The sequence below is a fragment of the Stappia sp. genome (assembly GCF_040110915.1).
Taxonomy (GTDB): domain Bacteria; phylum Pseudomonadota; class Alphaproteobacteria; order Rhizobiales; family Stappiaceae; genus Stappia.
Genome location: NZ_CP157793.1, coordinates 4,192,215 through 4,204,555, shown reverse-complemented (window position 1 = coordinate 4,204,555; position 12,341 = coordinate 4,192,215). Strand labels below are relative to the sequence as shown.

Genomic DNA, 12,341 nt, shown 5'->3' with positions numbered 1-12,341 from the left:
CACTTGGGACACCGCTCCCTCAAAAAACCGAAAGGCCCCGCATGACTGACCCGATCCTCGACGATCTCCGCAATCCCCACCCAAGGGCCGCGACCGGCACGCGCTGGGAGCTGGTGACCGACGGCGTGATGGGCGGCGTTTCTCAGGGCAATCTTGTCCGCGCGGAGATCGACGGGCGTCCCGCCCTGCGCATGACCGGCGACGTGCGTCTCGACAACGACGGCGGCTTCGTGCAGATGGCGCTCGATCTCGCCCCCGACGGCCGAAGCGTCGACGCGCGCGGCTTCGAGGGGCTGATGCTCGACGTCCTCGGCAACGGCGAGCGCTACAATCTCCACCTGCGCACCGCCGATGTGACGCGCCCCTGGCAGTCCTATCGGCAAAGCTTCACCGCGCCGCCGCGCTGGACGACGGTCGCGCTCCCCTTCGCCGGCTTCACACCGCATCGCCTGGAGGCTCCGCTCGATCTGTCGACCCTGCGCCGCATCGGCATCGTCGCCATCGGACGGGCGTTTGCCGCCGACATCGCGATCGGCGGACTGCGGTTTTTCCAGAAAGCCGCCCCTCCCCTGCCGGACGAACCTCGCCTCCGCCCGGATTGACGCCGGCGCGGGGCCCTGCTACCTGTTTTAAGTCTTATGCTTTAAGCAATTGACTTTTGCTTGAGCGGTGACGTTTCAGGCCGGCGCGCGCCGGCTTGACCAGGGAGGAAAATCAATGCCGTCCAAAGTTCTCGCGGCCGCGCTTGCCGGTGCCGCGCTGTGCACGGGTGCGTCGCTCGCATCCGCCGACACGCTGAAGTTCGCCTACGGTCATCCGCCGGGATCCTATTTCGATATCGGCGTGAACGCCTTCGCCGACGCCCTCGCCGAAAACACCGACGGCGGGATCAAGGTCCGCACCTTTCCGCTGTCGCTGCTGAACCTGATGGAGACCTCCGACGGCATCGCCTCGGGGATCGTCGACTTCGGCGCGCTAATGACCACGCTGTTTCCCACCGAGTATCCGCACACCAATCTCGCGATGGAAACCGCGATGATCCTGCTGCAGGAGAACGGGATCGACGACGACATGCAGGGCGTGCTCTACGGCGCGGCGATGACCGACTTCGTGCTCAACGACTGCCCCGAGTGCAATGCCGAGTTCGCCGCCCGCAACAACGTCTTCACCGCCGGCGCGGCGTCCACGCCCTATTCGCTGAACTGCACCGAGCCCCATGTCACGCCCGACGACATGACCGACGCCCGCATGCGGATCTCCGGCTCCTACTGGGCGCGGTGGTCGCAGGCCATGGGCGCCTCGCCCGTCACCGTCTCGGGCAACGAGATGCTGGAGGCGCTGAGCCAGGGGCTTATCGATTGCGTGCTGCTGTCGGTCCCGGACGTGTTCAACTTCGGCATGGGCGATCTGGTCACCGACATCACGCCGGGCATTCCCGGCGGCATCTATGTCGCCTCCTACGCGCAGGTGAACCGCGACACCTGGGCGGGGCTGTCCCTCGACGCGCGCGCCGCGGTGATGCGCGCCGCCGCCACCGGCGCCGCCGAGATTTCGATGATGTACGAGAACGGCCTGCGCGAGTTGCGCGCCAGGTCCGAGGCCGGCGAGATCAAGGCCCGCTTCCACGATCCCGATCCGGCGCTGGTCGAGGCCACCCGCGCCTTCGTCGCCAGGGACATCGAACAGGTCGTGCAGCATTACGCCGAGACCTACGGCGTGCAGCGGGGCCAGGCGATGGTCGCGGCGCTGCGCCTGCGCGTCGCCGAATGGCGGGCGCACCTGGAGGGCGTGACGACCGCCGAGGAGCTCGCCGCGCTCTACTGGGACGAGATCCTGTCCGAGGTCGATCTGGCGTCTTACGCGCAATAACCCCGCGCAGGCGCTGCGCGCTCCGGCCGGCAAGCCCCGGCCGATATCCCCCGATAGACTGGACAGGGCTGGCAACGCCATCCCGAGACCGGCGCCCCGGCGGCATTTCGCCGGGGCGTGTCGTCCCTCGCACATCCGGACAGCTTCATGACCACCGAACGCCTCGCCATTGAACGCCTGGATCGTGTCGCCCTTGCGGTCTCCGACCTCGACCGGGGCGCGTCCTTCTTCGAACGCCTGCTGGGGCTGCGGTTCGACCCGGCCGTGTCGGACGAGCGCCTCGGCATGACCGCGCGCTATTCGCGCGAGGGTCTCGAGCTCGTGTCGGGCACCCCGGGCTCCGTCATCGACCAGTTCACCCGGGCGCGCGGCGAGGGCGTCTTCTGCGTGGTGTTCAAGGTCTCCGACATGGAGGCCGCGATCGCGCATTTTCGCGACTGCGGCCTGGAACCGGTGAACGACGTCACCTTCGGTGAACTCCGCGAGGTCGCCTTCCACCCCAAGGCCGCGCACGGCCTGCAGATCGTGCTCGCCGCCTACCCCGAGCCGCATCCGGCGACGCGCGCGGCGGGAGGCTGACATGACGGGCGCAACGGACATCGGGACGGACGCCGGGACGGACGCCGCGCTCACCGGCCTCAAGGTGCTGGACCTCGGACGCCTCGGCCCTCCGGCCATGGCGTCGATGTATCTGGCGGATTTCGGCGCCGATGTCGTCACCGTCACCGCCGAGCGGGTGGACGATCCGGGCCCCCCGCCCGCCGACATCTGGAGCTTCGAGGCCCAGGTCCGGCTGATCACCCGGGCGCTCAACCGCAACAAGCGCAGCGTCGCGGTGAACCTGCGCGATCCCGCCCGGCGCGACGCCTTTCTCGAGATGGCCCGCGACGCGGATGTGGTGATCGAGGACTTTCGCGCCGGCACGGCGGAGCGACTCGGCATCGGCTACGAGACCCTGAGCCGGATCAACCCGCGCCTCGTCTACTGCGCCATGTCGGGCTATGGCGCCGGCAGCCCGATGGGCGACCAGGGCGGCCACGACCTCAATTTCATCGCCAAGGCCGGTCTGCTCGACCTGATCGGCCCGCGCGCCGACGCCCCGCCGGTCATACCGCTGATGTTCCTGTCGGACTTCGGCGCGGCGGCGATGCATGCGCTGTCGGGCATCCTGATCGCCCTTCTGGCGCGCGGCCGCACGGGACGCGGCCAGTTCATCGACCTCGCCTTCCTGGACACCACGCTCGGGCTCGCCAATCCGCTGGCGTTCCACCTGCTGAACGGCGGCGCGGCGCTGACGCGCGGCGCGCTGCTCTATTCCGGCAGCTACCCCCACTATGCGCTCTATCCCGCGAAGGACGGGCGCTATCTCTCGGTCGGCTGCGTGGAGCCCTGGCTGTGGGCGCGGTTTTGCGCCGAAATCGGCCTGCCGCAGCATGCCGAGGCCGACCTCATGGATCCGAAGACCGCCGAGGCGGTGCAGGCGGAGGTGGCCGAGGTTCTGCGCGGCGACACCGCCGACGCCTGGGAAGCCCGGCTCGGGCCGAAGGGGCTTTGCGTGACCGCCGTGCAGACCATGAGCGAAATGCTGGCGAGCGATCAGGCCCGCGCCCGCGCCCTGATCGGCGAAACCCGCCATCCCGCCTTCGGCACCGAGCGCCATCTCGTCAATCCGATCTCGCTTTCGGCGACGCCCGCGACCCTGCGCCGGGCCGCGCCGCTGCCCGGCGCGGACACGCCCGCCGATGCCCCATCCCTCCCCGCTCACGTGAAGGAGACCGACCGATGATCGCGACCATGCTCGCGCACCAGGCCGACCGTCAGGGTGGCAAGACCGCCCTCCGCTTCGGCGATCTCACCCTCAGCTACGGCGATCTGCATGCCCGCGCGGCGGCGCTCGCCGTCCGTCTTCAGGAGATGGGCGCGGGCGAAGGCACCAAGATCGCCCATCTGAGCTTCAACGACGTGTCCTTCTTCGAGCTGCTGTTCGCCTGTTCGCGCCTCGGCGCGGTGATCGTGCCGCTGAACTTCCGCCTCGCGCCGGCCGAGATCGTCTATCAGATCGAGAACGCGCAGGCCGAGGTGGTCGTGCATTCCGCCGACTTCCGGGAGACGATCGCGGAGGTGCGCGCCGCCACCGGCGGCGTGCGCCACTGGATCGAGGCCGGCGAGACCGGGCTCGCACCGGACGCGCCGCCCGCCCCGACGCAAGGGCTCACCCGCCACGCGCCCGACGCCTGTCTGGTGATGATCCACACCTCCGGGACCACCGGCCGGCCGAAGGCGGCGATGCTGTCGGAGCGCAATCTGGTCGCCACCGCGCAGAACCAGATCGCCGATTTTCCGCTCACCCACGCCGATGTGACGCTGACCGCCGCGCCGATCTTTCACGCGGGCGGGTCGCTGATCTGCACGCTGCCGCTGCTCCTGATCGGCGGCCAGGTCGTGCTCAAGAAGCACTTCGATCCGGCCGAGATCGCCGAGGATCTGGCGACGGGCGGCATCACCTGCATGTTCGCCGCCCCCGCCATGTGGCAGGCGCTGATCGCGACGCTCAAGGACACGGGCACGCGCGCCCCCGACCTGCGGATCTGCCTGTCGGGCGGGGCGGCGGAAACCGAACGCTCCATGCGCGCCTTCCGCGAGATGTTCGGCGTGCCACTGATGCAGGGCTTCGGCCTGTCGGAATGTTCCTCGACCTCCACGGTGCTGCGCGCCGAGGACGCGGAAGCCCGCATCGGCTCGGTCGGCAAGCCGATGCTGATGAACCGGGTCCGGGTGGTCGACGCGCAAGGGAACGACGTGAAGCCCGGCGAGGTCGGCGAGATCGTGCAGAGCGACGACACGGTCATGCTCGGCTACTACCGCAATCCGACGGCCACCGCCGAGGCGATCCGCGACGGCTGGCTGCACACCGGCGACCTCGCCACGGTCGACGAGGACGGATTCATCTACATCCACGGCCGGCTGAAGGACATGATCATCTCCGGCGGCGAGAACATCTATCCGGCCGAAGTGGAAGCCGTGCTCAACGCCCATCCGGATATCTCGGAAAGCGCGGTCATCGGGGTTCCCGACGCGCGCTGGGGCGAAACGCCGGTTGCCTACATCGTGCCGCTGGCCGGGGCGACCCCGAGCGCGGAGGAGATCATCGCCCACTGCAAGGCGCATCTCGCCTCCTACAAGAAGCCCTCGCGGGTGTTCGTGGTCGACGCCCTGCCGCGCACGCCGACCGGCAAGGTCAAGAAGTTCGAACTGCGCGAGACCTTCTCGCCGGAAGGCGCCCCCGCCGGGTGATCCCGACGCCGGCCTTCCGACAGGAGCCACACAAAAACGCCCGCCACGGTCTCGCCGTGGCGGGCGTTTCGTTTGACCGGCGGGCGCCTCAGCCGCCGTCGGCGATCCGGCTGCGCAGATCCTTCTTGGAGATCTTGCCCGTCGCCGTCATCGGCAGCGCGTCGGCGACCACCACCTGGTCCGGCACCTGCCACTTGGCGAGATGCGCGCGCATGTGATCGAGCAGCGCGTCCGTATCGACGCCCGTGCCCGGGTCGGCCGGCACCACGACGAGCAGCGGGCGTTCGTCCCACTTGGCGTCCGGCACGGCGATGGCCGCCGCATTGGCGACGGAAGGGTGCGCCAGCGCGAGATTTTCCAGCTCCAGCGACGAGATCCACTCGCCGCCCGACTTGATCAGGTCCTTGGTGCGGTCGACGATGCGAAGCTGGCCGGCCGCGTCGATGGTGGCCACATCGCCGGTGCGGAACCAGCCGTCGGCGTCGAAGGCGAGCCGCGAGGCCTCGGGGGCGTTGAAATAGCCGTTGACGACGGCCGGCCCGCGCACCAGCAGTTCGCCGCGCGCCACGCCGTCATGGGGTTGCGGCGTACCGTCGTCGCCGACGATCTTCATCTCCAGCCCGAACAGCCGCTTGCCTTGCGGGATCGCATTGTCGATGCGCGCGGCGCGCCCGGCGCCTTCCGCCAGCGGCCGGGTGCAGGTGCCGATCGGGCTCATTTCCGTCATGCCCCAGCCATGCACGGTGCGGATGTCGAAGTCCTCGAGCCGCTCGATCATCGCCGTGGACACCGCGGAGCCGCCGATCAGCAGCATCTCCAGCGCGTCGGGCTTCGCGTCGCGGCGGCTCATTTCCTCGATCAGCCCGGCCCAGACGGTCGGCACGCCCCAGGCGTTGGTGACGCCGGTCTCGGCCATCAGGTCGAACAGGCTCGCGCCGTCCAGATGCGGTCCGGGGAACACCAGATCGGTGCCCGACAGCGGGCAGGCATAGGGCAGGCCCCAGGCGTTGACGTGGAACAGCGGCACGACGGGCAGGATCGCCCGGCCCGCGCCGAAGCCCTGCGGCACGCCGAGGACGGCCGACATGGCATGCAGCACCGTCGAGCGGTGCGAATAGAGCGCACCCTTGGGATCGCCGGTCGTGCCTGAGGTGTAGCACAGCGCGGCGGCCGCTTCTTCCGGCACCTCGGGCCAGTCGAAGGTCGCGGGCTGGGCGTCGAGCAGCGCTTCATAGGCGCGCACCTCGGGCGGCGCGCCCTCGGGGCGATGCGCCTCGTCCGACAGGAAGACCTGCGTGAGACCCTCGGGCATGCGCGGGCCGAGCTCCGCCACCAGCGGGGCGAAGGTCAGGTCGTAGAACAGCGCCCGGTCGCCGGCGTGGCTCATGATCCAGGCGATCTGGTCGGGGAACAGGCGCGGGTTGATCGTGTGACAGACCGCGCCGATGCCGGCGACCGCGTAATAGAGTTCGAAATGGCGGTAGCCGTTCCACGCGAGCGTCGCCACCCGGTCGCCAGGACCGATCCCCATGGATTTGAGGGCGCCGGCGAGCTGCGCGATGCGCGCCCAGGCCTCGCGGTAGGTGTAGGAATGGCGCCCGCCCTCGACCGTCGCCGAGGTGATCCGGCCGGTCGGATGCACGTCGGCGGCATAGGCCATGATCGAGGAAATCGTCAGCGGACGGTCCATCATCTGGCCGGCGAGATAGGGGCCGTCGGTCACGGTCTGCATGTCGGAATTCTGCATGGCGATGTCACCTCTGGTTGGAGCGGCGGGATGCGGGTTTGCGAAAGCGCGCGCGGCGGATCAGCCGGCGAAGGCGGTCAACGGAAACAGGACGATCTGCGGCCAGGCGATGAGCAGGCCGAGGACCACGAGGTCCATCAGCAGGAACCAGCCGATGCCGCGAAAGATCTGCCCCGTCGTCACCAGCGACCCGACCACGCTCTTGATCACGAAGACGTTCATGCCGACCGGCGGGGTGATCATCCCGATCTCCAGAAGCTTGGTCAGCACGACGCCGAACCAGATCATGTCGAAGCCGGTCTCGCGGATGATCGGCAACACCAGCGGCAGGGTCAGCAGCATCGCGCCCACCGGCTCCAGGAACAGGCCGAGGAACAGGTAGAGCACCACCAGCCCCAGCATGATCACGACCGGATTCGAGGTGCTTTCCACGACGAGATCGCTCAGGAAATCGCCGGCGCCCGAAAAGGCGAGGAAGCGCGTCAGCACCGTCGCGCCGACGCCGATGATGATCATCGTCGAGGTGGTCAGAACCGTGTCGGAGATCGCGGCGAGAAACACCCGCCGCGTCAGCGTTCCCTTCATCAGGGCGACGAGGGTGGCGAGAAACGCGCCGACGGCCCCGGCTTCCGTCGCCGTGAAGACGCCGGAAAAGAGCCCCGTGAAGACGCCCAGCATGATCAGGATGATCGGCCAGGTATCCCGGGTCATCAGGATGCGGGCGCGCAGCGGCAGCGGATTGTCGTCGCGCGGCGCGAGCGACGGCGTCAGCCTGACCCGGATGACGATCACCAGGATGTAGCCCAGCGCCGTGACGACGCCGGCGGCAATGCCGGCGACGAAGAGGTCGGTGACCGGCACCTTGGCAATCACCGCGAAGATCAGCATGATCACGGAGGGCGGGATCAGCGCGCCGATGGTGCCGGCGACCGCCACCGTGCCGGTGGCGAGTTCGGGATCGTAGCCCGCCTTCGTCATCTCCGGCACCGCGACCCGGCCCATGGTCGCCGAACAGGCGATGGAGGAACCGGAGACGGCGGCAAAGCCGGCCGAGCCGAGCACCGATGCGATCGCGAGACCGCCGGGCATCCCCTGAAGCCAGACGCGCGCGGCGCGGAACAGCCCCTCGGTCAGTTTCGCGTGGTAGCAGAGAAAGCCGAGCAGAAGAAACATCGGCACGGCGGAGAGCACCCAGCTCGCCGCGAAGTTGAACGGCAGCAGGCCGAGGCTCGCCCAGGCGATCTTCCAGCCGCCGAGCAGATAGAGCCCGCCGAAGGACACGCCGATCATCGCGATGCCGATGGGGATGCGCAGGGCGATGAGGGCGAAAAGCAGCGCAAGGCCGTAGAGGCCGATCTCGATATCGCTCATGTCAGGCCCCTGTGTCCGTGGCGCGATCCGCCTTCCGGCCCGTTCTCTGGCCCGCTTTTTGACCGGTCGCCGGATCGACACGGAAGACGAGAAACTGCACGAAGCGCAGGGCGACCAGCGCCGTCATGAGACCGGCGCCGAGCGGCAGGGCGAATTGCGCCGGCCAGGTGGGGATCGAGGTCGTGCCCTGCACCTGGGCCGCGCCAATCTGCATCTGGTTGAGCGCCTCCTCGACCCCGCGCACCGTCAGGGCGCCGGTGACGAGACCGGTCGGCAGCAGGCCCCAGCCAGTGACCCACAGCGCGCCACGGCGCGGCATCAGGTTGGTGACGAGATCCATCTGGATATGCGCGCGGCGCAATTCGGCGAAGCCGAGCGGCACGAAGGCGACGATCACCATGTAGTAGTAGCTGACGATGGTCAGCGTGCCCGGCAGGCCGCTGCCGGTGGCGTAGCGCAGCGCCACATCGACGGCGACCTGCAGCATCATCGCGACGATGGCCAGCCCGGCGGCAATGGCGACCAGCCGGATCACGCGGTCGAGCGCGGCCTCGACCCGCGCGAGCGGCACGGGCGGCAAAGGGTCCGGCGCGCTCATGGGGCGTCTCCCGCGCAGGCCGCAGCGAGCGCGTCGATCAGCGCGGCACCGCGCGGGTTGACGAGGAAACCCTCGCCCATGCGCGTCATCGCATAGCCGACCGACAGGTCGCGCCCGGGATCGCGGAAGCCGAAGCTGCCGCCCGCGCCGACATGGCCGAAGGCGCCGTCGGGAATGAGGAAACTGTCGCCGGCGGCCGGGCGGCCCCCGCTCCCGCGCCCCGCACTCCCCCGCCCCGCACTCCCCCGCCCCGCACTCCCCCGATTGTCCATCCGGTGCATGAAGCCGGAGCCGAAGCGGGTCGGCTGCAGCAGCATGCCGTCGCGCCGGGTCGCCGAGGTGGTGCGGGCGAAGCGGGCGACCGTCTCCTCGGTGAGGCCGAGCGCCCCGCCGGGCCGCAGCGCGTCGTGCAGACGCGCGAGCCCGCGCGCGTTGGTCACGCCGGAGGCCGCGCCGATCTCGGCCGCGCGGCCCGCGCGGGTGTTCACGCCCCGGGCCATCCAGTCGCCATGGTTGAAGAAGAACAGCGCCTGCGGCGACGTCTTGTCCCTGAGCGCCGCGCCGAAGGGTGTCGGCGTCCCGCCCTTCTCCGGTACGAAATGCCGGATCGGCGCGACGCGCGGCTCCTCGGCCGCGGGAAGGCCGATCCAGAAGTCGAGGTCGAGCGGGCCCGCGATCTCTTCCGCGAAGAAGCGCCCGAGCGTGCGTCCGTCGACGCGCCGGATCATCTCCGCCAGGATGAAGCCGCCGGTCGCCGGGTGATAGGCGGTGCGCGTGCCCGGCTCGAACAGCGGCGCGGCGCGCGCCAGCACGTCCGCCATGTAGCAGTGATCGGTGAGGCAATCGGCCTTCAGCGGCTCGCGCACGGCCGGCAGGCCGGCGGTGTGATCGAGGACCATGTCGAGCGTGACGGCGCCCTTGCCCTCGGCGGCGAAGGCCGGCCAGTACTCCGCCACCGGCGCGTCGAGCGCCAGCGCGCCGCGCTCCGCCAGCAGATGCACGCAGAGCGCGGTGGCCACCTTGGTCGCGGAAAACACGACGCAGAGGCTGGCCTCGTCCCAGTCGCGCTCCGCGTCGACCGGCCCGCCCCACAGGCTCACGACCTCGCGGCCGCCGCGAATCGCATGCAGCGAGGCCGCGGCCTCGCCGCGCCGCGCGAAATTTTCCCGGAAGGCATCGGCGACGGGCTCGTAGCCGGGCGCCACGCGGCCGGCAAGCCGCGCCTCTCCGAACGGCGTTTCGACCGCGCACGACCAGCGCTGCGCTGCTTCTCGCATCGACATGTCCTCCTCCCGGGCTCGCCGTCCTCTTCGGCGGGCATGGCTTCCGGCGAGACCCGTGGCGATCCGTCGCGCGCCCCGCTCGAAAGACGGTTGCCAGCGACCTCACGACCATTTAAGTCATTCGCTTGAGCCAATTGACTTCATGACATATACAACGGGGTCAAGGCCGTCAATCGGGAAGGGAGGCGCATACCGATGACCGTTCAGGACACGAAGCTCGCGACACGGGTCGACCGCGACCTGCTGCGGGCAGGAATTCGCCAGGGCAACATCCCGACCCTGCTCGCCGTGCTGCACCAGATGACGGGCGAGGAGCGCTGGCTGAACCCGCCCTACGCCCCGGGCCGGTCGCGCGGCCTCGACGACAATGACGACGGCGGTCTGCCGGAGGACATCCAGACGGAGATCCGCGACGCCGCGGAAACGGCGATCTTCGACTGGCTCGACGGCAAGCCGCTCGCCGTCCCCGCGCCCTCGCACGAGACGCTGGCGCGCATCCTGTCGGTCTCGATGAGCGAGCCCGTGCCGGAAAGCTACGGCGAGGTGATCGCCTCCGACCTGGGCCTCACGGCGCATCGGCTGACCCCCGACGTAGCCTGGCCCGAGGGCACGCGGGTGCTGGTGATCGGCGCCGGCGTGTCGGGCATCTGCGCCGGCGTCAATCTCAAACGCATGGGCGTCGATTTCGAGATCATCGAGAAGAACGAGGAATTCGGCGGGACCTGGTGGGAAAACCGCTATCCCGGGGCCGGCGTCGACACGCCCAACCACATCTATTCCTTCTCCTTCGCGCCGAACGACTGGTCGCGCTACTTCGCGCTTCAGGGCGAGTTGCTGACCTATTTCCGCTCGGTCGCCGACCGTTTCGGCCTGCGCGCGGCGACCCGCTTCCGCACCACCGTGAGCGCGGCGCGCTGGGACGCCGAGGCGCGCAAATGGTCTGTGACGATGACCGGACCGCAGGGCACGACGACGGAGACCTGCGACATCCTGATGAGCGCGGTCGGCGTCCTGAACACCCCGCAAATCCCGGATATCCCCGGCGCCGACAGCTTCCCCGGCACCGCCGTCCACACGGCGCAATGGCCGGAGGATCTCGACGTGACGGGCAAGCGCGTCGCGCTGGTGGGCAACGGCGCCTCGGGCATGCAGGTCGCCCCGGCGATCGCCGACAAGGTCGAGAGCCTGACCATCTTCGCCCGTTCCAAACAGTGGGCCGCGCCGTTTCCGCAGTTCCGGAAGAAGGTGCCCGATCCCGTGCGCTACCTTCTGATGACGATCCCGCTCTATCAGCAGTGGTACCGCATCCGGCAGTTCTGGACCTTCAACGACCGGATCCACGACTCCCTGCAGAAGGACCCCGACTGGCCGGAGCCGGAAAAGGCCCTCAACGCCACCAACGACCGGCATCGGCGGATCTTCACCGAATACGTGAAGGCGGAACTCGGCGACCGGCAGGACCTGCTCGACCAGGTGCTGCCCGACTTCCCGCCCTACGGCAAGCGCATCCTGCTCGACAACGGCTGGTACCGCACGGTGACCCGACCCAACGTGGAGCTGGTGCCCGAACGGCTGGGCCGCATCGAGGGCAGCACGCTCGTCGCCGGCAACGGCGCGCGCTTCGAAGCCGATGTGCTGGTCTATGCGACCGGCTTCAAGGCCGCGGAAATGCAGTCGTCCTACGACATCGTCGGCCGCGACCGCGTGCATCTGCGCGATGTTTGGGAAACCGACAACCCCTCCGCCTACATCGGCTCGGCCGTGCCGGGGTTTCCCAACTTCTTCACAATTCTCGGCCCGAACGTCGGCCTCGGCCACGGCGGCAGCATGATCAAGGCGATCGAGCTCCAGACCTCCTTCATCCTGTCGATCATCGGCCGCATGTACGAGCGCGGCGCGACCACCGTGGAAGTCCGCCCCGAGGCCTATGAAGACTACAACGCGCGCATCGACGAAGCGCACAACAAGATGGTCTGGACCCACGAGGGCACCGAGAACTGGTACCGCAACAGCCGGGGCCGCGTGGTGGCGATCTCACCGTGGCGCAACGACTATTTCTGGTCGCTGACGCGCGATGCCGACCCGCGGGCCTTCGTGTTCGGGACCTGAGGCGTGCGCGCGCGTTTCACGGCTTTGACCTTCGGCCCCCGTCTGCGCTATCGACCCCGGGCGGAAAGCT

Annotated in this window: 10 protein-coding genes; 6 read left to right on the top strand and 4 right to left on the bottom strand. The window is 69.2% G+C overall.

The features are described from left to right. The first annotated feature begins 41 nt into the window (after window positions 1-41). The 5 genes from ABL312_RS18840 to ABL312_RS18820 all read left to right on the top strand — a co-directional run bounded on the left by ABL312_RS18840 (window position 42) and on the right by ABL312_RS18820 (window position 5,163). Window positions 42-602: a CIA30 family protein gene (locus ABL312_RS18840; protein WP_349358935.1), complete on the top strand. Its 561-nt coding sequence runs from the start codon at window positions 42-44 to the stop codon at window positions 600-602. Window positions 603-717: 115 nt separating this feature from the next. Then, complete coding sequence (dctP, locus tag ABL312_RS18835; protein ID WP_349358934.1) at window positions 718-1,869, top strand: TRAP transporter substrate-binding protein DctP; 1,152 nt, start codon at window positions 718-720, stop codon at window positions 1,867-1,869. A 147-nt stretch (window positions 1,870-2,016) separates the two neighbouring features. Further along, a complete protein-coding gene (locus ABL312_RS18830) occupies window positions 2,017-2,448 on the top strand; it encodes a VOC family protein (RefSeq protein ID WP_349358933.1) in 432 nt (143 codons plus the stop codon). A 1-nt stretch (window position 2,449) separates the two neighbouring features. Beyond that, window positions 2,450-3,655: a CoA transferase gene (locus ABL312_RS18825; protein ID WP_349358932.1), complete on the top strand. Its 1,206-nt coding sequence runs from the start codon at window positions 2,450-2,452 to the stop codon at window positions 3,653-3,655. Further along, on the top strand, window positions 3,652-5,163 hold the full coding sequence (locus ABL312_RS18820) for a long-chain-fatty-acid--CoA ligase (protein ID WP_349358931.1): 1,512 nt from the start codon (window positions 3,652-3,654) through the stop codon (window positions 5,161-5,163). Before ABL312_RS18825 ends, ABL312_RS18820 begins: the two co-directional genes overlap by 4 nt. Before the next feature lie 88 nt (window positions 5,164-5,251). On the opposite strand, the gene ABL312_RS18815 is transcribed toward ABL312_RS18820, so the two are convergent. From ABL312_RS18815 to ABL312_RS18800, 4 genes are read right to left on the bottom strand one after another with little or no spacing between them, the layout of a single operon-like run. Continuing rightward, window positions 5,252-6,910, bottom strand: coding sequence for a long-chain fatty acid--CoA ligase (locus tag ABL312_RS18815; protein ID WP_349358930.1), 1,659 nt, complete (start codon window positions 6,908-6,910; stop codon window positions 5,252-5,254). 60 nt (window positions 6,911-6,970) lie between these two features. Continuing rightward, on the bottom strand, window positions 6,971-8,281 hold the full coding sequence (locus ABL312_RS18810) for a TRAP transporter large permease (RefSeq protein ID WP_349358929.1): 1,311 nt from the start codon (window positions 8,279-8,281) through the stop codon (window positions 6,971-6,973). 1 nt (window position 8,282) lies between these two features. After that, window positions 8,283-8,879 carry a TRAP transporter small permease gene (locus tag ABL312_RS18805; protein ID WP_349358928.1) on the bottom strand — a complete coding sequence of 199 codons (597 nt, stop codon included), beginning with the start codon at window positions 8,877-8,879 and terminating at the stop codon, window positions 8,283-8,285. Next, window positions 8,876-10,156 carry a serine hydrolase domain-containing protein gene (locus ABL312_RS18800; RefSeq protein ID WP_349358927.1) on the bottom strand — a complete coding sequence of 427 codons (1,281 nt, stop codon included), beginning with the start codon at window positions 10,154-10,156 and terminating at the stop codon, window positions 8,876-8,878. Before ABL312_RS18800 ends, ABL312_RS18805 begins: the two co-directional genes overlap by 4 nt. Window positions 10,157-10,357: 201 nt before the next feature. On the opposite strand from ABL312_RS18800, the gene ABL312_RS18795 reads away from it, so the two are divergent. Continuing rightward, entirely contained in the window at window positions 10,358-12,271 is a 1,914-nt protein-coding gene (locus tag ABL312_RS18795) for an FAD-dependent oxidoreductase (protein ID WP_349358926.1), read from the top strand. Window positions 12,272-12,341 lie beyond the last annotated feature (70 nt).